This window comes from Halorubrum sp. B53, from assembly GCF_059752395.1.
Window position 1 is genome coordinate 58,664 of record NZ_MWTH01000005.1, and the last position, 20,314, is coordinate 78,977.

Here is a 20,314-nt window from a genome sequence, read left to right on the forward strand (position 1 = left end):
TCGTCCGCGGACGCCGACCCCCGTCGGCGATGACGGCTTTTAACCCGGCCGCAGTCGAACGACCCCCATGAGCGACCCCGAGATCGAGGACCTCGTCGGCGACGTCTCCCCCTCGTTCGAACACGTGCTTTCCTGCGTGTTCGGGATTCGGGACCACGAGAGCCGCACGTACCTGACGCTACTCGATCACCCGGGGAGCACCGTCGCCGAGCTCGCCGAGACCCTCGACCGAGACCGGTCGAACGTGAACCGCTCGCTGTCGACGCTGCGGGACAAGGGACTCGTCGAGCGCCGCCGCCGCCTGCTCGACTCGGGCGGCTACGTCTACCAGTACACCGCGATCCCGGTCCCGGAGGCGAAAGAGCGCCTCCACGACGCGCTCGACGAGTGGGTCGAGGGCGTCCACGCGGCGATCGAGGGCTTCGACCCGGACGACCAAGAGAGCGGTTAGCTCTCGTCCGCCTCGCCCTCCTCGTCTCCGTCTTCCGCGGCGCTCAGTCCCTCCTCGTCGGGGCGGTCGAGCGCCCGCGGCGCGTCGTGGTGCTCGGAGTAGCCGTCGAACCAGCGGACGATCCGCTCGATGCGGTCGACGACGTGCCCGGGCTCGCCCGAGCGGGAGAGCTCGTGGCCCTCGCGCGGGTAGCGCACGAACCGCGTGTCGACGCCGTTCTTCCGGAGGATCCGGTGGTACAGCTCCGCCGTGCAGATCGGCGTCCGGGTGTCGTCCTCGCTGTGGACCAGCAGCGTCGGCGTCTCGACCTCGTCGGCGTGGCCGGTCGGGGACTGCTCCCAGAGCCACCCGGGCTCCTCGGAGGGGACGGTGTCGAAGTCGCCCTCCAGCAGCTTGTACGCCCCGTCGGTCGACCCGTAGAAGCCGGTCAGGTCGTAGACGCCGCGCTGGGAGACGGCCGCGCGGAAGTAGTCGGTCTGGCCCACCGCCCACGCGGTCATGAACCCGCCGAAGGAGCCGCCGGTGACGAAGGCGTTCGTCTCGTCGACGTACGGGCGCTCCGCGACCGCCTCCACGCCGGCCATCACGTCCGAGAGGGTCACGTCGCCCCAGTCGCGCTCGATCGCCTGCATGAACGCCTCGCCGTAGCCGGTCGAGCCGCGTGGGTTCGACCAGAAGACGACGTAGCCGCGGGCCGCGAGCGTCTGGAACTCGTGCCACATCGTCCCCGCGGTCGACCACATCGCGTGGGGGCCGCCGTGGATCTCGACCGCGAGGGGGAACTCCTCGCCTTCCTCGTCCTCCTCGCCCCCCTCGCCGTCCGGGTCGAACTCCGGCGGCGTCAGCACCCACCCCTGGATCTCCGTCCCGTCCGACTCGAACCGGATCTCCTCGGGCTCCGGAATCTCGCGCTCGGCGAGGAAGTCGGCGTTCAGCTCCGTGAGACGGGTCGTCTCGCCGCTCCACGCGTCGTGCGCGAAGACGTCGCCCGGGTGGTCCGGCTCGCTGGCGGCGAACGCGACGGTCACCTCGCCCGGCCCGGCGCCGTCGTCGCCGCCGACGGTCGCGCCGGAGACGGTCCCCGGCCGGAGGAAGCGCTCGGGCGCCGCGCCCCCGTCGGCCGGAACGCGCCACAGCGCCGTCTTCCCCTCGTCGGGGGTCGCGAAGTACAGCGTCGCGTCGTCCGGGCCCCACTGCGGCGCGGCCTCGTAGCCGAGCCCGCGGTCGATCTCGCCCGTGAGGTCGGTCACCGCGCCCGTCTCGCGGTCGACGACGCGGAGGTCGACCGGCTGCATCGACACCTGCTCCGGCTCGGCGTGGGTGAACGCGACCCGCCCGTCGGCGGTCGCCGCGATCGCGGCGCCCCAGCCGGTCGTCGTGTGGACGTGCTCGGTCTCGCCCGACTCGACGTCGTGCGCGCGGATCGCGATCTCCGCGGAGTCGTCGGGGTCGTCGCCGACCTCCTCGGCGAAATAGAGCGTGTCGGCGTCCCCCCAGTCCGGCGCGGCGAAGTCGGCGTCGCGGTCGGTCACCCGTTCGACGCCCTCGGCGGGGTCCGTCGCGGTCGCGCCGCCGACCGCCGCGTCCGCGTCGACGACGTACACGCCCGACCGCCGGCCGTCGAAGAACTGCTGGTCGGAGCGGTAGACGGTGCGGTCGATCACGCGCGGGTCGGGGTGCTCGTCGGGCTCGTACTCCGCCGGCACCGACAGATCGCGGTCTTCCTCGCGGTCCTCGGCGGTCACCGACTGGACGAAGGCGATCCGCTCCCCGTCGGGCGACCACGCGATCTCCGAGACGCCGCCGACGACGTCGGTGACCCGCCGGGCCTCGCCGCCGTCGACCGGGAGCACCCACAGCTGCTGGCGGTCGTCGTCGGCACCCCGCGTCGACGTGAACGCGATCCGGTCGCCGGACGGGCTCCAGCGCGGCTCCGCGTCGGAGCCCTCGGCCAGAGTGAGCCGGCGGGGGTCGCCGCCCGCGACGTCGGCGAGGTACACCGTCGCCTCGTACTCCTCGTCGTCGGTCGGCTGGCGTCGCAGGAAGGCGACCCGGTCCCCGTCGGGCGAGATCCGCGGGTCGGCGGGCGTCGCGATGTCGTGGTAGTCGGCCGCGGTGACGCGCTCCATGGAGTCGGGTCGACCGCCGCGGGCAAAAGGCGTCGGGAGCCGGAAAAGGGGTCGGTGGCGACGCCGACGCCGTCTCCCCTACTCGTCGCCGTTGTCGAACGCCAGCGTCACGCCGTCGTCGTCGACGGTCGCGCCCGCGGCGCAGACGGGGTGCTCGAAGTCGGCGCCGAGGACCTCCGTCGCGGCCGCCGCCGCGTCGGGCGTCTCGGCGTCGGCCGCCGCGAGGGCGTACGGCTCGGGGCTGTCGGTCTCGTAGGTGGCGACGATCGTCGGCTCGTCGACGGCCTCGACGAGGAGCGCGTCGCGGCGGACGACGCCGATCGTCGCCGTCTCCGCGCCCACGACGCCGGCGATCCGCGGCGTGTCGTAGTCGTCCTTCTCGAAGTCGAGCGCGAGCAGCGGCGTCGCCAGCGCGTCGCGCGCCGGGTACCCCAGCTCGAGCTTCTCCGCGATCGGGTCGACGTGCGAGCCGTTGCCGACGACCGCCAGCGGCTCGTCCGCCGGCGTCCGGACCCGCCGCGCGCAGTTGTACGAGACGTACGGGTTGTCCGTCTCGGGCGCGTCCGGCGTCGGTCCGACCGTGAGGGTCCCGTCGCGGTCGAGCACGCGTCGGTTCGGGAACGAGCGGGAGGAGACGCGGTAGGCGCCGATTCCGGGGGCGACGACGACGAATCGTCCGACGTACATACAGCTTCGTGGTTATTCGGGCGAGTAAAACGCATCGATATACGCACGTTCGTCGATCAGACTCGGTGCCGGTCGAGCCCTGTGTTCGCAGCGGCGGCGGGGCCCGCGACTCCGCCTCGCCGTCCCGATCCGCCGCTCTCTGTGAACGCGTGACAGAGGGCCGGCGACGCGCAACGCTTACAAACACGCACTGGCTATCGATGGTTGCGCACAGTCCATTGGGGTAGTGGCCAATCCTGTTGCCTTCTGGGGGCAACGACCCTGGTTCGAATCCAGGATGGACTATTCTCGCGGTTCGCCTGTCTCCGACCCCGAACTGGCGCCCCGCTTCGGTTCATCTGCGGGGGTTCGTTTCGCGTGGATCGCCTCGTTCGCCTCGACGTCTTCTTTCACTTGGAATCAAAAACCGCTCACGTACTGCGGTTTCCAGTAGAAACCAAGGGGTATGGGAACCGTTCGCCCGCCATCCCGCTCACTTCTCGACGTCGAGCAGCGCGACCCGCTCGCGGACGACGTCGGTCAGGTCGCCGGCCGTCGCCGCGAGCTCGCGGTCGGAGACGCCGTAGAACTCCCTGACGCGCTCGGCGTCGAAGTCGCCGTCGCCCGCGCCGTCCGCCTCGGTCGTCAGCTCTTCGACCGCCGCGGCGGCCGCGTCGAGGTCCGCGGCGGGGCGGTCCGCGCCGGGGACGCCGCCGAAGTCGGCGACGAGCACGGCCGCGCGCTGTTCGCCCTCGGAGACGCCCAGCGCCAGCGCGCGGTCGATCTGCCGTCGGCCGGCCGCGTACAGCATGATCTCGACGCCCGGGTCGCGCGCGACGGCCTCGCCGCGGGCGACCGCCCGCGCGGCGAGGCGGGTCGCCTCGCGGAGGTGCGCGTCGGAGACGACGAGGTCGGCGTCGAACGCCTGCACGACCGCGCCGGTCTCGGCGCCGATCTCGTCGAGCCGGGAGAGGAAGCCGTCGAGGTCGTCGATCGCGACCGTTCCGCGCACGAGTCGGTGGGGCGGGGTCGGGGGGTCTGGGAGGGCGTCGTCGCTTCCGCCGGTGCCGAGAGCGTCCTCGCCGCTCACTCGAAATCACCCAGGCTCGCCTGCCCGTCGCCGCTCTCGTCGCTCGCGGAGCCGGCGGTCGCCGCGGCCGACGCCGACTTGTCCGGCCGCACGTCGTCCATCGACGGGTCCTCGCGGCCGGCGTGCTCGAGGATGCGCTCGGCGGTGCGCTCCCGGCCGCGGAGCGCGCCGAGCACGACTGCCTTGTCGGCCTCGCGGAGGTCCGCGCGGGTCTCGACGCCGGCCTCGTACAGCCGGCGGGCGCGCTTCCGACCGACGTTGCGGACGCCGGCCAGGTCGAGCAGCTCCTCGCGGACGCCGTACTCGATCCGCTTGCGGGCCTCGCGGACCGCGACGACGACGTCGCCGTCGACGCCCTCCACGTCGCGTGCGAGGGTCTCGGCCGCGCGCAGCAGCCACTCCGCCGTGTCGACTTTCCCGCGGATGTCGCCGGGGCCGACGCCGTACCGCTCCGTGATGCGGTCCTCGTCGACCTCGTTCGCCCAGTCCTCCAGGAGGCGCGCCGTCTTCAGCGACGCGAGCCAGTCCTCGAAGCGCACGTCCTCGTACTCGGAGGGCACGTCGCCGAGGAACTCGCCCTCGCGCTCGTAGCAGAGCTCGGTGTACTCCTCGCGGTCCCCGGACTTCAGGTAGAGCTCGTACATGTTGGGGGTGCGGCTGACGAGGTGGTAGAGGCCGAGCGGGGTGACCTCGGGAGCGGCGGCGTCTCCGCCGCCGTCGGAATCGCTCGCGGCGTCGGCGTCGCCCTCGGAGTTTGGACCCTCGCTCTCCTCGCCGTCCTCGCCGGCCCGCGTGTACGTCCCGAACCCTGGCTCGTCGCCGTCGTCGTCGGCGGTCATGACGAACTCGCCGGTGTCGCCCCCGCCCGTCGCCGCGTCGGCGTCCCCGACGGTGTCGCCCCCGACCGACCGGAGCCCGTCGATCATCTCCGCGGCGCTCATCGGGTCGAGGTAGAGCCGCGAGACGGTGTGGCCGATACCGGTCGCGGTCAGGCTCTCGCTCCCGCCGTCGCGGTCGCGGTCGACGAAGTCGTTGACGGCGAGGTAGTCGAGGACTGTGTCGGTGACGGCTGCGAGCCGCCCCTCGTCGTCCGTCTGGGTCGCGTAGAGGGTGTTGTCGAGGAAGGAGAGGAGGCCGTCGCGGGTGGAGGCGAAGCCGGAGGCGACGGTGGCGAGCACGTGGGTCCGGAGCGCGGGCTCGGCGGCGAGCTTCGAGCGGACCGGCTCGGGGTCGGCCCAGAGGTACCGCTCGAACAGCTCCTCCTTCGTGTCCGCGTCGTTCGCGAGCAGGACCGCCTCGCCGTAGGGGTCGAGCCCGGGCCGCCCGGCGCGCCCGCACATCTGGTGGACCTCCAGCACGTCGAGGGGTTTCATGCCGCCGAACTCCCCGTCGTAGCGGCGCCAGTCGCGGACGATCACCCGACGCGCGGGGGTGTTGACGCCGGCGGCGAGGGTTGGCGTCGCCGAGATGCACTTGATGAGGCGGTCGCGGAACGCGTCCTCGACGAGCGACCGGTGCTCGCTCGCGAGCCCCGCGTGGTGGAACGCCGACCCCTGCGCGACCGCGTCGGCGAGGTCCTCCGAGGTGTCCGTGTCGGAGACGCCGCGGATCTCCTCGGCGAGCTCGCGGAGGCGGTCGCGCTCGTCGTCGGTGAGCCGCGCCCCGGTGACGTCGGTGAGCTTCCGGGCCGACGACTCGGCGTTGCGCCGGGAGTTGACGAAGACGAGCGAGGAGCCGCCCTGCCCGTCCTCCTCGGTGTCGAGCGCGTCGGCGACGAGCCGGGCGGTCTGGTCCTCGCCGCGCTCGACGGGCACCTCCCGCTTGCTCCCGTCGGCGAAGTCGATCGCGTTGCCGAAGTGGACGCCCATCCGGAGGTCGATGGGGCGCCAGTCGGACTCGACCAGCCCGGCGTCGAGCCAGTCGGCGATGATGTCGGCGTTGCCGACGGTCGCCGAGAGCGCGACCGTCTGGAGTCCGGGGTTCACCTTCCGGAGCTTCGCGAGCGTCACCTCGAGGGTGGGGCCGCGGTTCGGGTCGTCGACGAGGTGGACCTCGTCGCTCACGACGCAGGTGAGGTCGTCGATCCACGGCGCGCCGTTGCGGATCAGCGAGTCGACCTTCTCCGAGGTGGCGACGATGATGTCTCGGGTCGCCAGCCACTCGCCGTCGGACTCGTAGTTGCCGGTGGAGACGCCGACCGTGACGCCGTGGTCCTCCCAGCGCTCGAACTCGGTCTTCTTCTCGCTGGCGAGCGCGCGCAGCGGGACGATGTACAGCGCCTTGCCGCCGCGCTCGATCGCCGACAGCATGGCGAGCTCGGCGATCAGGGTCTTCCCGGAGGCGGTCGGGACCGCGGCGACGAGGCTGTCGCCGTCGACGACGCCGGCCTCGACGGCGGCCGCTTGGGGCGGGTACAGCTCGGCGACGCCCTCCGCTTCGAGCGCCTCGCCGACGCCCGCGGGGAGCCCGGAGAGCGAACTCGGTTGCATTACCGGAGGGTGGGCCCCGACCCGATTTAAACCGTCGGAACGGGGCGGTGGCGGGGGACCCGCCTGCTCTCTCGGCGACGACTACAGCTCGCCCTTCGTGCTCGGCGTGTCGCTGCGGCGCTCGTCGAGCCGCGTCGCGTCGTCGAGCGCCCGCGCGAGCGCCTTAAAAAGGGCTTCCACCTCGTGGTGCGCGTTGTCGCCCGTCTCGACCGCGGCGTGGAGCGTCAGGTCGGCGTTGTGCGCTAACGACAGCGCGAAGTGGTCGGCCATGACGCTGGTGAACTCGCCGACCGACTCCTGGGAGAACTCGCCCGAGAAGTCGTAGTACGGGCGCCCGGCCACGTCGACGACGACGCTCGCGACCGCCTCGTCGAGGGGGACCCGTCGGTCGGCGTACCGCCGGATGCCGCGCTTGTCGCCGAGCGCCTCGTCGAACGCCTCGCCGAGGCAGATCGCCACGTCCTCGACGGTGTGGTGGTCGTCGATCTCGGTGTCGCCGTCGCACCTGACGGTGAGATCGAAGAGGCCGTGCTTGGCGAACGACGCCAGCATGTGGTCGTAGAAGCCGATCCCCGTGTCGACCTCGCTGTCGCCGTCGCCGTCGACCGCGAGGGTGAGCTCGATCGTCGTCTCGCTCGTCTCGCGGGTGACCGCGGCCGTCCGGTCGTGCTCGCTCATACCGGCCCGTCGCGGCCGATTCGTAAGTCGGTTGCGGGTGTGGGAGAGAGAGTTCAGTATAAAGGAGAGTTCAGTATAAAGGGATGTTGCGGTGGCGCGCGCCTCCGAGCGCCCGCAGGGCGCGAGGAGCGCGTGCGAGGGAGCCCGCGGCTGCCAAAGGCAGCCGCGGCGAGGCTGGGGAGGCGTGAGGCTGCGGTGACGGTGCGGTCGGGCGGGGCTCAAAGGGGCAGCCGCGAGGGCGAAGCCCGGCGCAGCAAGCACCGCAGCGAGCAACGCGAGCGAGGAGCACAGCAAGCCGCGCGAGTCGTCGCGGCTGGGGCTTTGGAGTTGTTCTCCGCCGATTTGGTGTCACTTGCTTATAAGTGAGCGGCTGGTGCTTTTGCGGTATCCACTGACGATCCGCCGTCAACCACGCATATCCGAGCGGCTGGGGCTTTGGACGTGTTCGCCATCGATCCGCAGTCAGCCGTTTACGGGCAAACGGTCGGTGATTTGGCAGTGTTCACCACCGACCCGATCACGACCGCTTATAAATGAACGACGCCGACACCACGTCGCGATATTTAAATCACGTCCGCCGCGTTCTGCGCCTCTCGCAGCGTGAACTCGCCCTCGTACAGCGCGGTGCCGACGACGACAGCGGCCGCGCCGGCCTCCTTCAGCGCGACCACGTCGTCGACGCTCGCCACGCCGCCGGACGCGATAACCGGAATATCCACGGCCTCGACGACGCCTTGGACCGCCTCCCGATCGATCCCCTCCAGCTGCCCCTCGACGTCGACGTTGGTGAAGAGGATCGCGCCCGCGCCCAGTTCCTCGTACCGAACCGCCGCCTCAGCGGGGTCCAGCCCAGTTCCCTCGGTCCAGCCCGACACGACGACCTCGCCGTCCTTCGCGTCGAGGCTGACGACGACGCTGCCGGGGTGCGTCTCGTCGATTGCGGCGACGATCTCGGGCGTCTCGACCGCCGCGGTGCCCAGAATGACGCGGTCGAGCCCCAGATCGAGGAGGTCGCGCGCACCCTCGGCCGTGCGGATGCCGCCGCCGAGCTGGAGCCCGATCTCCTCGGGGACGCTCCGGACCACCGCCTCGATCGCGTCGGCGTTGACGCGCTCGCCCTCGAACGCGCCGTCGAGGTCGACGAGGTGGAGCGTCCGCGCGCCCGCGTCGATCCAGCGCTCGGCGGCCTCGACGGGGTCGCCGTACCGCTTGCCCGTGCCCCGCTCGCCGCCGACCAGCTGGACGACCTCGCCGTCCTGTACGTCGACCGCCGGGACCACCTCGAAGTCGGAAACGCCGCTCATACCCGTCGGGAGTCGCGGGCGGGGATTAAACGGGTCGATTCGCGGGGGCGGCGACCGCGCCGCGCGAGTCGCCGCGTCGACTCGCCGGACGCCTCACTCCACCGAGACGATCAGCGCGGATATCTCCTCGTCGAACGCGGCCGGGTCGGTGGCGAGCGCCTCGGCGGTCTCCGCGTCGGCGATCGACTCGACGACCGTCTCGCCGTCGACCGCGACCGAGAGGGCGTCGCCGATGACCTCGGTGACCGCCTCCGACGGGAACGCCCCGCCGGCCATGAGCACGTCAGTGCCGTCGTGCCAGACGGCGAGCCGCGCGGTGACGCCCACGGTCTCGTCGACCGCGGTCGTCGAGCCGTCCGGGAGCGGGACCTCCCCGTCGAGCGCGAACTCGCCCTCGAAGCGCCACGCCGTCGCGGTGTGGCCGCCGGTCACGGTCGTGATCCCCTCGTCGACCTCCTCGAGGTTCTCTATCCCGGCGTTCCGGAGCTGCGCGCGGAACGCGTCGACCGCGGCCGTCTCCACCTCCGTCATCAGCCGATCTCGACCGATCCCGGCCGGGAGCCCGTCGAGGGCGGGGCGGAGATCGATCCGGGTCGCGAAGAAGGCCACCGGCGACCCGCTCGCGCCGAACGTCTCGTCGAGCGCCTCGGCGACGGAGACGTACTCGTAAATCAGCGAGCGTTCGAGCGCACGCACTGTCACCGGGCCGTACGCCTGCTCGAAGACCGTGCTCTCCGACTCGTCGAGGAGCCGCCAGCCGTCGTCGATCCGCTCGCTCGTCACGGTCGGCTCCGGCACCGGCCCGTCGCGGGTACCGAGACAGCCCGCGAGGCCGACGGCCGCGGCGCTCGCGCCCGCGGCGAGCAGCCGTCGGCGCGTCGTTCCGGCCGCGTCCTCCGTCGACAGTCCGTTCATACCACACGGAGCGCGCCCCGCGGTAAATCGGTGTCGCCGCGGCTATCGGGACCGATATCGCCGGTGTCGGACGGCGGAAGACCGACGGACCGGAGACCGCCACCGACACGGATCGCTTATAACCACCCAGTGTGACAACCGAGTAATGGCAGACGACACGGACGCGACTACTGACGCGGACGCGACTGCGACCGCCGACGACGAATCGGACGTGCCCGGGGCCCGGCGGCGACCCCGCCCGTCGACCCGCCGCCGGTTCCTGGCGCTCGGCGGCGCCGCGGGCACCCTCGCGCTCGCGGGGTGTAGCGCGGAGCAGACCGGCGACGACGGGAGCGACGGCGGCTCCGAGGACGGGTCGGACGGGTCCGACGGCGACGATGACGGCTCCGACGGCGAAGACGGCGAAGACGGGGAAGACGGCGACGACGCGGAGACGCCCACGCTGACGGTCGCGACGTACACCAGCTTCATCGACGCGCCGTCGGTGAGCCCGGGCGAGTGGCTCAAAGAGGAGTTCGAGTCGCGCGTCGACGCCGAGCTGGAGTGGGCGACGCCCGACAACGAGCTGAACTACTACGTCGAGCGGGCCGCCTCGGGCGTCTCCATCGACGCCGACCTCTACGTCGGCCTCACCACCGAGGACCTCGTGCGCGTCGACGACCAGCTCGACGACGACCTGTTCGCCGAGCGTGGCGAGGTGGGCGGGTTCGACAACGTCCGTGACGGGCTCCTGTTCGACCCGTTCGACCGGGCGGTCCCCTTCGACACCGGCTACGTGAGCCTCGTCTACGACGGCACGGCGATCGAGGCGCCGGCGACGTTCGAGGGGCTGCTCGCCGACGAGCACAGCGGCGCGCTCATCGCGCAGAACCCCGGCGGCTCCTCGACGGGGCGCTCGTTCCTGCTGCACACGATCCACCGCTTCGGCGACGGCGGCGTCGCGAGCGACGGCGACGGCGAGACGGTCGAGGGCGGCGACGGCGACCCCGACTACGACTACCTCGACTACTGGGCGGACCTCCAGGCCAACGACGTGCGCGTGCTCGGCTCGTGGGACGACGCCTACACCGCCTGGAGCAACGGGGAGGCGCCGATCGTCGTCTCCTACTCGACCGACCAGGTGTTTGCGGCCGACGCGGGCGAGGACCTCGAACAGCACCAGATCCGCTTCCTGAACGATCAGGCGTACGCGAACCCGGAGGGGATGGCGGTCTTCGCCGACGCCGACGAGCCGGAGCTCGCCCGCGAGTTCATGTCGTTCATGCTGGAGCCGGACGTGCAGGGCGAGATCGCCCAGCGCAACGTCGCCTTCCCCGCGACCGACACCGCGACGCTCCCCGACGACTACGCCGAGCTCGCGAAGGAGCCGGCAGAACCGGTGACGTTCACGTACGACGAGCTCCAAGGCTCGGTCAGTGAGTGGATCGACGCCTGGGAGCGGCAGTACGCCGGGAACTGAGGGCGACCGCGTGACGGACCGTCGCAGCGACGGCGACGCGAGTCGCGGCCGCGCCCGCTCGCTCCGCGACCGGCTCGAAGGGCGCCTGCTGACCGCGCTCGCGGTCCTCACGAGCGTCGTCCTCGTCGTCGTCTTTTATTATCCGGTCGGCACAGTCTTGGTCGAGGCGGTCGTCGTCGACGGCGCCGCCACGCTCTCCGTGTTCGCCGCGCTGCTGCGCGACCCGTTCTACTTCGGGGAGCTGGCCCGGCTGTTCGCGGGCGAGTCGCCGCTCGCGGTCGCCAGCGCGCTCCTCGGCCCCGACCGCCGGCTCGGGATCGTCGGCTTCACCGCGTATCAGGCCGCGCTCTCGACCGTCGCCAGCGTGGCGATCGGACTGCCCGCCGCGTACCTCCTCGCGCGCTTCGAGTTCCCCGGGCGACGGACGCTGCGGTCGCTGACGATCGTCCCGTTCGTGCTCCCGTCGATCATGGTCGCGGTCGGCTTCGTCGCCACGTTCGGCACCAACGGGACCCTGAACGCCGTCCTGTCGGCGCTCGGGCTCCCACGCGTCGACCTGATGTTCACCCTCCAAGCGGTCGTGATCGCGCACGCCTTCTACAACGCGCCGCTCGTCGCCCGGGTGACGACCGCGGCGTGGGAATCGGTCGACGCGCGCGCGGTCGAGACCGCCCGGAGCCTCGGTGCGGGGCCGGTCCGGGCGTTCTTCGACGTGGTCGCGCCGCAGGTGTACCCCGCCGTGCTGACGGGGGCGGCGCTGACGTTCGTCTTCACCTTCGGCACCTTCCCCATCGTCCTCGCGCTCGGCGGGTTCGAGCTCGCGACGGTCGAGGTGTTCGTCTACCGGCTCGTCCGCGACCTGAGCTACGCCGAGGCGGCCGCGCTGGCCATCGTCGAGCTCGTCATCTCCCTCGGAGTGCTGCTGGCGTACCTGCGCTACGAGGCGCGCAACACCGTCAGCGCGCGGGGCGCTCGCCCCCTCCCGCGCAGGCGCCTGCTCCCCTCGGCGCCGACCGCTCGTGACCTCCTGCCGCGCGTCGGGCTCGCCGCCTACAGCGTCGCCGTGGCGGTCCTCTTCCTCGCGCCGATCGCCTCGATGATCCTCGCGAGCGTCACGGGGGGCGACGGCGCGCTCACGCTGGAGCACTATCGGTTCCTCCTCGACCGCCAGCGCACGGGGGCGGCGTTTCAGGTGCGTCCGTGGCCCGCGATCCGCAACTCGCTGGCGTTCGCGTCGGCGTCGACGCTGCTCGCCCTGCCGATGGGGGTCGTCGTCGCGGTGCTGACGACCCGGCGGTACCGCGGCCGGAAGCTGGTCGACGCGGCCGCGATGGCGCCGCTGGCGGTCTCGGGGATCATCGTCGGGCTCGGCCTGCTGCGCGGGCTCGTCTTCGGCGTCGAGGTGGCGGGCTGGCGGATCGCGGCGACCGGCGCGGTCGCCATCGTGGTCGCGCACGCGGTCGCGGGCTACCCGTTCGTCGTCCGGACTGTCGCGCCCGGGCTGGAGGGGCTCGACCGCTCGCTGGTCGAGTCGGCTCGGGCGCTCGGCGCGTCGCGGGCGCGGGTGATCCGCGACGTGGAGCTCCCCCTCGTGTGGCCCGGGGTCGTCGCCGGCGCGGCGTTCGCGTTCGCCATCTCGATCGGCGAGTTCACGGCGACGGTGGTGCTCGCGACCGGCGCCGACGCGTACACGATGCCGGTCGCCATCGAACGGTTCATCGGGCGTCGGCTCGGACCGGCGACCGCCATGGGCGTCGTCCTCCTCGTCGTTACCGGGCTCAGCTTCGTCGTCATCGAGCGCCTCGGAGGTGAGACCAGTGGGCTCTGATCCGGAGCGCCGTCCCGCCGGCGGCGAGGCGCCCGCCCCCGACCCGGACCGCCCCCCGGCGGTCGAGCTCGACGGCGTGACGAAGCGGTACGGCGACACCGCCGCCGTCGACGACGTGAGCCTCCGAGTGCGCGAGGGCGAGTTCTTCACGCTGGTCGGTCCCTCGGGCTGCGGCAAGACGACGACGCTCCGGCTGATCGCGGGGTTCGAGGAGCCGACCGCGGGGACCGTCCGCTTCTCCGGCGAGTCGGTCGCGGGCGTGCCGCCCGAGGACCGCGACGTGGGCGTCGTCTTCCAGAACTACGCGCTGTTCCCGCACATGACCGTCGGCGAGAACGTCGGGTACGGGCTCAACTTCGCGGACCCGCCCGAGGGAATGAGTCGCGACGAGCGCGTCGCGGAGCTGCTGGAGCTGGTCGACCTCCCCGACGCCGCCGACCGCGAGCCCGAGAGCCTCTCCGGCGGGCAGCAGCAGCGCGTCGCGATGGCTCGCGCGCTCGCGCCCGGTCCCGACCTCCTCCTCTTAGACGAGCCGATGAGCGCGCTCGACGCGCAGCTCCGCGAGCGCCTCCGGGTGCAGGTCAGGGAGATCCAGTCGGAGCTCTCGATTACGACCGTCTACGTCACCCACGACCAGGAGGAGGCGCTGGCGATCTCCGACCGCGTGGCGGTGATGCGCGACGGAACACCGGAGCAGATCGCGCCCCCGCGGACCGTCTACCGCGAGCCGGCGACCCGGTTCGTCGCTGAGTTCGTCGGCGACAACAACGTGTTCGCGGGCCGGGTCACGGCGATCGAGGGCACCTCCGGGGGATCCACCGCCGCCGTCGACGCCGGCGGCGAGACGCTCCGCGTCAGGGTCGGCGGGGCCACCGACGTCGCCGTCGGCGACCGCCTCACCTTCTCGGTCCGGCCCGAGTACCTGCGGATCGACGAGGGGGAGAGCCGGCTCGCGGCGACCGTCGCGAGCGCGGAGTTCCTCGGCGAGACGACGCGCGTGACCCTCGACTGGGGCGGTCGCGACCTCGTCGTCCGGACGCGCGACCCGCTCTCCGGGGAGGTCGTCGTCGGCTTCGACCCCGAAGACGCGCACGTGATCGACGTCGACGGGAGGTGACGGACGACGATTTATAAATAGCACATGCGGTCGGCGCGCGCCTCCGAGTGGCCGGTAGGCCACGAGGAGCGCCGCGCGAGGGAGTCGCTGGCGGCGCCTGCCGCCAGCGACGAGGCTGGGGAGGCGTGAGGCTGCGGTGCGGTTGCGGGCGGGTGGGACTCAAAGGGGCAGCCGGGAGGCGGGCGCAGGCGACGCAAGCACTGGAGGGAGCGAACGAAGTGAGCGACCGAAGCGCGCAGCGAGCGTGCGCCCGCCTCCCGGCTGGGGCTTTGGAGGTGTTTTCCGTCACCGCGGCTGCAACGACGTACAGCCGAGCGGCTGGGGCTTTGGAGGTGTTTTCCGTCACCGCGGCTGCAACGACGTACAGCCGAGCGGCTGAGGCTTTGGCGGTGGTCACCGTCGATCCGGTCTCACTCAGTTATAAACAAACGCCCAGGGCTGTAGAGGAGTTCACCGTGCCGTCAACAACCATGACGCAGTCGTTCGGTCGGCGACGCAACCCTTACGCGTCGTGACCGTCAAAACCGGGTATATGACCGACGAACGCGACGGCGACCGCCACGAGTTCTCCGCGGGGCAGGGCGTCGACGCCGACTACGAGGAGTTCACCCTCGACCCCGAGGAGATCGACGCCGACCCGAACACGGTCGACCCCGTCGACTCCCGCGTGCTCACCGATATCCTCGACAAGCGCAACGTCGAGAGCGACGCCATCGACGTGGAGCGCCTGATCGACGTCGGGCTCTCGTATATGGGGATCAACCGCTTCGAGGAGGCGACGGAGACGTTCGAGCGCGCCGCCCAGTTCGCCGAGGAGGACTCGCTGGAGGCCCAGGAGGCGTGGGTGAACAAGGGCGCGGCGCACGCCGAACTCGAAGAGTACGACCAGGCGATCGGCGCCTACGAGGAGGCGCTGCGGATCGACGACTCCTCGGAGCACGCCGCGACCGCCGAGACCAACCTCGCGTACGCGCTCTGGGAGTTCGGCCGCACCGAGCAGGCGCTCGAACACGCCGAGCGCGCCGTCGAGACCGACCCGCGCTTCGCCGAGGCGTGGTACAACCGCGGGTTCATGCTGGTCGAGCGCGGGCTCGCCGAGGACGCCGTCACCTGCTTCGACAACGCGATCCGCCTCGGCTACCGGAGCGCGGGCGTCCTCGAGGAGAAGGCGCGCGCCCTCGAGGAGGCCGGCGAACACGAGCAGGCCGAGGAGGTCGCCGACCGGGCCGAAGAGATCCGCCGCGAGGCGGAAGGGCAGATGGTCGAGGAACAGACCGGACAGGCGCCCGGACCGGGCGGTCGCGGCGGGCGGGGCGGCGCCGGAAACCGCGGCGGTCGCGGCGGTCAGCCGGGCGCCGGCGAGCGCGGCGAGCCGGCCGAGTCCCCGGAGCGCGAGCTGCAGGGCGAGGGGCCCGAGGGCTTCTAGATGGGCTCGCCGGCTCCCGTGATGCTCCTGCGCGAGCGCGAGACCGCGGAGGGGACGCTCGTCTCCGTCTGCGACGCGGACTGTCTCGGCGAGACGTACGAGGACGGCCCCGTGAGGCTAGCCGTCACTGAGGAGTTCTACGGCGGCGACGACGCCGTCGAGGCGAGCGCCGAGGAGGTCGTCGCCGGACTCCGCCGCGCGCAGGTCGCGAACATCGTCGGGCGCGAGGCCGTCGGCGTCGCGGTCGAGGCCGGGCTCGTCGACGAGGAGACGGTGCTGGAGGTCGAGGAGACCCGACACGCACAACTGCTCTGGCTGTGAGGACGGGGGTATGAAGCGACTCGGGAGGGCGGAGCTCGCGGAGCTGTTGGGACCGCACCCGCCGTCGGACGCGTTCTGGAGCCGCGCGATCGACGCCAAACGCGCCGTCATCGGCGTCGCGCCGGAGGTCGTGGGGGAGGAACTGGACGCCGAGAACCCGGAGCGCGCCCGCCGGAACCGACGCCGACGCGGCGAGCGCGGCCCGGACGGCCCGCTCTCGACGGGCGACATCGTCGACGTCGGCGACCACTCGTTCGTGGTCGTCGCGGTCGAGGAGACGAAGGCGGGAGGGCGCCGGTACCGGCTCGATCTGGTTGAGCCGCGGTCAGACGAGTGACGGGATTTAGAGAGTGACGGGATTCAGATAACGACCGGAGGGACCGCGCTACAGGTCCGCGACGTCCTCGATCGCGTCGGTGAGCTCCTTCACGCTCTCGACCGTGTGCTCGCCCATGTGACCGATGCGGAACGTCTCCTCGGCGATGTCGCCGTAGCCGTTCGAGAAGGCCATGTCGTACTCCTCGCTCACCTCCTCGATCGTCGCGGCGACGTCGATCCCCTGCGTGTTCTCGATACAGGCGACCGTCTGCGACTCGTACCCCTCCTCGGGGAACATCGCGAAGTGCTCGTCCGCCCAGTCGTGGACGTACTCCATCATCTCCCGGTGGCGCTCGTCGCGGGCGCGGTGCCCCTCGTCGAGCATGTGTTTCATTTGCTTGCGGTACGCCAGCATGATCGGGATGGCGGGCGTCGAGTGGGTCTGGCCCTTCCGGTCGTAGTAGTCGATCGCACGCCGGAAGCCGCCGTACCACGAGGAGTCGCCCTTCTCGACCTCGCGGTCGTAGGCGTCGTCGCTGACGACGCAGACCGCGAGCCCCGGGGGCATCGCGAACGCCTTCTGCGTGGACGCGAAGATGACGTCGATGTCGTGTTCCTCGATATCGACGTAGTCGCCGCCGAGCGACGAGACGGCGTCGACCGCGAAGTAGGTGTCCGGGAACTCTGCGATCACGTCGCCCATCTCCTCGATCGGGTTCCGGACGCCGGTCGACGACTCGTTCATCACGCCCGCGACCATGTCGTACCCCTCGGCGCTGGCTTCGAGCGCCTCGCGGACGTCCTCGGGTTTGACCGCGTCGCCCCACTCGTACTCCAGCCGGGTGACGTCCTTGCCGAGCCGCTCGGCGACGTTGGCGAACCGCTCGCTGAAGCTCCCGCAGGTCGGCACCAGGACGCGGTCGTCGACGAGGTTGAGCGTCGACGCCTCCCAGAACTCCGTGCCGGAGGCCGTGAGGATGATCACGTCGTTGTCGGTGCCGAGGAACTCCTTCGTGTCCTCGACGATGGTCGTGTACAGGTCGGTCATCCGGTCCATCCGGTGCCCGAACGTCGACTCCGTCATCGCCTCGATGACGTCGTCGCGGACCTCGGTCGGCCCGGGGATGTACAGCGTCTTGTCGTCGTAGTCGTCGCGGTATTCGCGTTTCTCTGTCACGGGATCCACCTGATGGATCGTATCGGGTCGCGAGACAGTATGTTCCTTGTGATATCCGCGAAAGGGAGAGCGGCGTTCGGGCGTGGAGGCCGCGCCCTAGCGCCAGTGCCAGAAGTCGTTGCCGTCGTCCTCGACGGGGTCGGTGCGCTCGCGGAGGTCGACGACGTCCGCTTCGGTGGGCTCGCGGTCGTCCGGGAGCCGCTCCATGCAGTCGAAACAGAGGAAGAACTCGGAGCCGTCGGCGAGCTCCAGGGTCATCCCCTGCGTCGACTCGAACGCGAAGTTCCACAGGTCGCCGATCCCGCCGGCGATCCTGACGGACCGCTCGCAGACGTGGCACGACTCCGAGGCCATACGCGAGGTAGGGGTTCGGGGCGGTAATGCGTGTCGGCGAATACGTTGTCGACGGCAGATGGACTTCGAGTAGCTTCGGGTCTCCGACCGCTTGTTTATAAACGGCCGACTGTGGATCGACGGTGAACACCTCCAAAGCCCCAGCCGGGAGGACTCGGGGGCCTCGTTGCGGTCCTCGGTCGCTCGCGCTGCTCGCTCCCTGCGGTCCTTACTTCGGCCCCCGAGTCCTCCCGGCTGCCCCTTTGAGTCCCGCCCCGCACAGCACCGCAGCCTCACGCCTCCCCAGCCTCGTCGCTGGCGGCTGGCGCCGCCAGCGACTCCCTCGCGCGGCGCTCCTCGTGGCCTACCGGCCACTCGGAGGCGCGCGCCACCGCTCGTTTATAAATGGCTGTGACGCCCTTCCGCGACCTCTTTATAAACCACGTCGCCGTCGTCGGGGCTTTGCCGTCCGTTCCGAGTCGCTGTCGGCGGTTCCTGTGGCCCGTCACGGTCGTGAGCGAATCCTGCCCCGGTGCCGGTCGCTTATATGTGTACAACGGAAGGTGAAGGTATGAACGAGGACTCTCGCGCGGACCGGCGCTCCCCCGTCGGCGAGCCCGTCGTCCGGGCCGACCCCGAGGTGACGGGCGAGCGGGCCGCGGAGGCGGTCGGCTTCGACCCCGACGACCCCGAGAGCGTGGCCGAGGCGGCCGAGACGGTGGCCCGCTTCGCGGCCGGCGACGTCGGCGACGAGGACAACGTCCTAATGTTGCGCGGGGCGGCCGCCTGCGCGGCCTTGGTCCGCGGCGTCGGCTCGTACAAGGCGGCCGCCGAGCGAGCGGGCGACGACGTCTCCGTGGCGTTCATCCGCAAGTGGGCCCGCGTCCACGACCTCCCGCAAGCGATCCGCCGGCAGGTCGCGAGCGGCCGGATCGCGCCGAGCGCGGCGAAACACGTCGCGCGCCTCGGCGGCACCGACCGCTACCTGCTCGCGTGGGCGACCATCGACGGCGACCTCACCGTCCGCGAGGTGCGCTCCATCGCCTCCGCGGTCAACGACGGGGCCGACGTCGAGAGCGCGGTCCGCGAGGCGGGCGTCGAACTCGGGTTCCTCGGCGTCCGGCTCCCCCTCGACACGTACGTGGAGCTCCGGCGACGCGCCTCGAACCGGAACGTCGAGCCCGGCGCCCTCGTCACCGAGGCGCTCGACGACTACTTCGCCGCCGACGGCTCCGAGTAGCGCTCGGCGAACCGACCGACCGCGGCCGCGATCGCCGCCCGCCCCTTCTCGACCTCGTTCCACGCGATCGTCTCGTCCGGGTAGTGCGCCTCCGTGACGGTCCCCGGCCCCAGCAGCACGGTCGGGATCCCCGCCGCGACGTAGTGCCTGGAGTCGGCGCCGTACGTCGCGCCGGTCGGCTCCGGGTTCGGGAGTCCGGCCTCGACCAGCCCCGCCCGCGCCGCCTCGACGATCGGCTCGTCGACGGCGACCTCGCTCGCCTCGAACTGCACGGAGAACCGCTCGAACGTCGGCGGGTGCTCGCGCAGCCACGGGTCCTCGGCGACGACCGCGTCGAGCCGCTCGCGGAACGCCGCCGCCACCTCGTCGACCGTCTCGCCCGGTGCGACGCCGATCCGGAACTCCGCCGTCAGCGATGCCGGCACGGTCGACGCCCACGACCCGGCGTCGACCGTCCCGCAGACCACCGGCCACGGCACCGGGAACTCGGTGTACAGGGGGTGCGTCACCGACTCGCCGCGCTCGGTTTCTAGGTCCATGAACGCCTCCCGGATCGCCTCGAACCGCGGGAGGACGTCCTCGCCGCGCCACGGCGTGGCGGCGTGCGCGCTCCGCCCGGTCAGCTCCAGCCGCGCCATCAGCGACCCCTCGGTGGCGACCACGGGGCGCAGCTCGGTCGGCTCCGCCACGATCGCCGCGTCGCGCTCGAACGGATACGGGTTCGCGAGCGCCGCGGTCGCCGCGCCGTACCCGCCGTCCTCCTCGCCCGCGACCGCCTCGACGACGACGCGGAGCCCGCCGGCCGGGAGGTCGAGTTCGCCGGCCGCGACCGACTCCCGGACGTCGAGTGCCGCGCCCGCGCAGGCCGCCACCCCCGACTTCATGTCCGCCGCGCCGCGGGCGGTGAGGGTGTCCCCGTCGCTCTCGGCGTCGCGGTCCTCGCTTCCCCACACCGGCTCGAAGGGGTCGCTCGACCACTCCGCGGGCTCGGCCGGCACCACGTCGATGTGACCGTTGAGGACGACCGTGGGCGTCGCGTCGCTGGCGACGTCCTCCTCGCTCACCCCGCCGAGTTCGAGCACGCCGCCGACGCTCCGGCGTCCCGCCACGTCCGACTCGTCGAGGTCGTCCGGGAAGGAGGGATGCTCGGCGAGGATTTCGGAGTCGGCGTCCCACGCGTACGTCTCGAAGCCGAGGTCGTCGAGGCGGTCCTCGACGAAGTCGGCCGCGGCCGCCTCCCTCCCGGCGGTGGAGGCGAACCGACAGAGGTCGGCGGCGAACGCGCGCATGTCGAAGTCCATGCTCGCGGCGACGCGGGCGGTCCCGAAATCGTTTCGGATCGGCGGGCGATCCCCTCGCCGCACGCGGTTTCT

General features: G+C 71.7%; 18 protein-coding genes. 8 read left to right on the top strand and 10 right to left on the bottom strand.

Features of this window, described 5'->3' with window-relative positions; all coding sequences use genetic code 11:
• The first annotated feature begins 67 nt into the window (after nucleotides 1–67).
• A complete protein-coding gene (locus B4V06_RS03775; protein WP_123113538.1) occupies nucleotides 68–451 on the top strand; it encodes a helix-turn-helix domain-containing protein in 384 nt (127 codons plus the stop codon).
• On the opposite strand, the gene B4V06_RS03780 is transcribed toward B4V06_RS03775, so the two are convergent.
• From B4V06_RS03780 to B4V06_RS03810, 7 genes are all read right to left on the bottom strand, one after another.
• Complete coding sequence (locus B4V06_RS03780; RefSeq protein WP_498167553.1) at nucleotides 448–2,580, bottom strand: S9 family peptidase; 2,133 nt, start codon at nucleotides 2,578–2,580, stop codon at nucleotides 448–450. The two genes, B4V06_RS03775 and B4V06_RS03780, sit on opposite strands and share 4 nt — an antisense overlap.
• Before the next feature lie 78 nt (nucleotides 2,581–2,658).
• Nucleotides 2,659–3,267 (bottom strand): IMP cyclohydrolase, encoded by a 609-nt coding sequence (locus B4V06_RS03785; protein ID WP_498167556.1) that lies wholly within the window; start codon nucleotides 3,265–3,267, stop codon nucleotides 2,659–2,661.
• Nucleotides 3,268–3,739: 472 nt separating this feature from the next.
• Entirely contained in the window at nucleotides 3,740–4,336 is a 597-nt protein-coding gene (gene cgi121 / locus B4V06_RS03790) for a KEOPS complex subunit Cgi121 (protein ID WP_123113535.1), read from the bottom strand.
• The gene (locus tag B4V06_RS03795) at nucleotides 4,333–6,825 is read right to left on the bottom strand and encodes an ATP-dependent DNA helicase (protein WP_498167559.1); all 2,493 of its coding nucleotides are present in this window, start codon (nucleotides 6,823–6,825) and stop codon (nucleotides 4,333–4,335) included. Before B4V06_RS03795 ends, cgi121 begins: the two co-directional genes overlap by 4 nt.
• An 81-nt stretch (nucleotides 6,826–6,906) precedes the next feature.
• Nucleotides 6,907–7,503: an imidazoleglycerol-phosphate dehydratase HisB gene (gene hisB, locus B4V06_RS03800; protein WP_498167561.1), complete on the bottom strand. Its 597-nt coding sequence runs from the start codon at nucleotides 7,501–7,503 to the stop codon at nucleotides 6,907–6,909.
• Between the two features lie 563 nt (nucleotides 7,504–8,066).
• The gene (gene hisA, locus B4V06_RS03805) at nucleotides 8,067–8,807 is read right to left on the bottom strand and encodes a 1-(5-phosphoribosyl)-5-[(5-phosphoribosylamino)methylideneamino]imidazole-4-carboxamide isomerase (protein ID WP_498167563.1); all 741 of its coding nucleotides are present in this window, start codon (nucleotides 8,805–8,807) and stop codon (nucleotides 8,067–8,069) included.
• Between the two features lie 93 nt (nucleotides 8,808–8,900).
• The gene (locus B4V06_RS03810) at nucleotides 8,901–9,722 is read right to left on the bottom strand and encodes a DUF6517 family protein (RefSeq protein WP_123113531.1); all 822 of its coding nucleotides are present in this window, start codon (nucleotides 9,720–9,722) and stop codon (nucleotides 8,901–8,903) included.
• Between the two features lie 145 nt (nucleotides 9,723–9,867).
• Here B4V06_RS03810 and B4V06_RS03815 point away from each other — a divergent pair, with 145 nt between their 5' ends.
• From B4V06_RS03815 to B4V06_RS03840, 6 genes are all read left to right on the top strand, one after another.
• On the top strand, nucleotides 9,868–11,181 hold the full coding sequence (locus tag B4V06_RS03815) for a thiamine ABC transporter substrate-binding protein (protein ID WP_498167566.1): 1,314 nt from the start codon (nucleotides 9,868–9,870) through the stop codon (nucleotides 11,179–11,181).
• Between the two features lie 10 nt (nucleotides 11,182–11,191).
• Nucleotides 11,192–13,009 (top strand): ABC transporter permease, encoded by a 1,818-nt coding sequence (locus B4V06_RS03820; protein ID WP_498168035.1) that lies wholly within the window; start codon nucleotides 11,192–11,194, stop codon nucleotides 13,007–13,009.
• Nucleotides 12,999–14,126, top strand: coding sequence for an ABC transporter ATP-binding protein (locus B4V06_RS03825; RefSeq protein WP_498167569.1), 1,128 nt, complete (start codon nucleotides 12,999–13,001; stop codon nucleotides 14,124–14,126). The genes B4V06_RS03820 and B4V06_RS03825 overlap by 11 nt, the downstream gene beginning before the upstream one ends.
• A 532-nt stretch (nucleotides 14,127–14,658) precedes the next feature.
• Nucleotides 14,659–15,552: a tetratricopeptide repeat protein gene (locus B4V06_RS03830; RefSeq protein ID WP_123113526.1), complete on the top strand. Its 894-nt coding sequence runs from the start codon at nucleotides 14,659–14,661 to the stop codon at nucleotides 15,550–15,552.
• Nucleotides 15,553–15,573: 21 nt separating this feature from the next.
• Entirely contained in the window at nucleotides 15,574–15,873 is a 300-nt protein-coding gene (locus tag B4V06_RS03835; RefSeq protein ID WP_123114895.1) for a DUF424 domain-containing protein, read from the top strand.
• 10 nt (nucleotides 15,874–15,883) lie between these two features.
• Nucleotides 15,884–16,210 (top strand): hypothetical protein, encoded by a 327-nt coding sequence (locus B4V06_RS03840; RefSeq protein WP_123113525.1) that lies wholly within the window; start codon nucleotides 15,884–15,886, stop codon nucleotides 16,208–16,210.
• A gap of 48 nt (nucleotides 16,211–16,258) precedes the next feature.
• Here B4V06_RS03840 and B4V06_RS03845 read toward each other — a convergent pair whose 3' ends face one another.
• Together B4V06_RS03845 and B4V06_RS03850 are read right to left on the bottom strand one after the other, a co-directional pair.
• Nucleotides 16,259–17,368, bottom strand: a complete 1,110-nt coding sequence (locus B4V06_RS03845) for a pyridoxal-phosphate-dependent aminotransferase family protein (RefSeq protein ID WP_498167573.1) — start codon at nucleotides 17,366–17,368, stop codon at nucleotides 16,259–16,261.
• A 96-nt stretch (nucleotides 17,369–17,464) separates the two neighbouring features.
• Nucleotides 17,465–17,722, bottom strand: coding sequence for a DUF7561 family protein (locus B4V06_RS03850; RefSeq protein WP_123113524.1), 258 nt, complete (start codon nucleotides 17,720–17,722; stop codon nucleotides 17,465–17,467).
• A gap of 550 nt (nucleotides 17,723–18,272) precedes the next feature.
• On the opposite strand from B4V06_RS03850, the gene B4V06_RS03855 reads away from it, so the two are divergent.
• Nucleotides 18,273–18,941 carry a DUF7119 family protein gene (locus B4V06_RS03855; protein WP_123113523.1) on the top strand — a complete coding sequence of 223 codons (669 nt, stop codon included), beginning with the start codon at nucleotides 18,273–18,275 and terminating at the stop codon, nucleotides 18,939–18,941.
• Here the strand turns inward: B4V06_RS03855 and B4V06_RS03860 are convergent.
• Nucleotides 18,914–20,242 carry a M20 family metallopeptidase gene (locus B4V06_RS03860; protein WP_498167577.1) on the bottom strand — a complete coding sequence of 443 codons (1,329 nt, stop codon included), beginning with the start codon at nucleotides 20,240–20,242 and terminating at the stop codon, nucleotides 18,914–18,916. The genes B4V06_RS03855 and B4V06_RS03860 overlap by 28 nt on opposite strands.
• Nucleotides 20,243–20,314: the final 72 nt, after the last annotated feature.

What these genes read in the sequence shown, in the direction of transcription:
- B4V06_RS03775 (WP_123113538.1), top strand. Translation starts at nt 68, where the DNA reads ATGAGCGACCCCGAGATCGAGGACCTCGTCGGCGACGTCTCCCCCTCG.
- B4V06_RS03780 (WP_498167553.1), bottom strand. Translation starts at nt 2,580, where the DNA reads ATGGAGCGCGTCACCGCGGCCGACTACCACGACATCGCGACGCCCGCC.
- B4V06_RS03785 (WP_498167556.1), bottom strand. Translation starts at nt 3,267, where the DNA reads ATGTACGTCGGACGATTCGTCGTCGTCGCCCCCGGAATCGGCGCCTAC.
- B4V06_RS03795 (WP_498167559.1), bottom strand. Translation starts at nt 6,825, where the DNA reads ATGCAACCGAGTTCGCTCTCCGGGCTCCCCGCGGGCGTCGGCGAGGCG.
- hisB (WP_498167561.1), bottom strand. Translation starts at nt 7,503, where the DNA reads ATGAGCGAGCACGACCGGACGGCCGCGGTCACCCGCGAGACGAGCGAG.
- hisA (WP_498167563.1), bottom strand. Translation starts at nt 8,807, where the DNA reads ATGAGCGGCGTTTCCGACTTCGAGGTGGTCCCGGCGGTCGACGTACAG.
- B4V06_RS03810 (WP_123113531.1), bottom strand. Translation starts at nt 9,722, where the DNA reads ATGAACGGACTGTCGACGGAGGACGCGGCCGGAACGACGCGCCGACGG.
- B4V06_RS03815 (WP_498167566.1), top strand. Translation starts at nt 9,868, where the DNA reads ATGGCAGACGACACGGACGCGACTACTGACGCGGACGCGACTGCGACC.
- B4V06_RS03830 (WP_123113526.1), top strand. Translation starts at nt 14,659, where the DNA reads ATGACCGACGAACGCGACGGCGACCGCCACGAGTTCTCCGCGGGGCAG.
- B4V06_RS03835 (WP_123114895.1), top strand. Translation starts at nt 15,574, where the DNA reads ATGCTCCTGCGCGAGCGCGAGACCGCGGAGGGGACGCTCGTCTCCGTC.
- B4V06_RS03840 (WP_123113525.1), top strand. Translation starts at nt 15,884, where the DNA reads ATGAAGCGACTCGGGAGGGCGGAGCTCGCGGAGCTGTTGGGACCGCAC.
- B4V06_RS03850 (WP_123113524.1), bottom strand. Translation starts at nt 17,722, where the DNA reads ATGGCCTCGGAGTCGTGCCACGTCTGCGAGCGGTCCGTCAGGATCGCC.
- B4V06_RS03855 (WP_123113523.1), top strand. Translation starts at nt 18,273, where the DNA reads ATGAACGAGGACTCTCGCGCGGACCGGCGCTCCCCCGTCGGCGAGCCC.
- B4V06_RS03860 (WP_498167577.1), bottom strand. Translation starts at nt 20,242, where the DNA reads ATGGACTTCGACATGCGCGCGTTCGCCGCCGACCTCTGTCGGTTCGCC.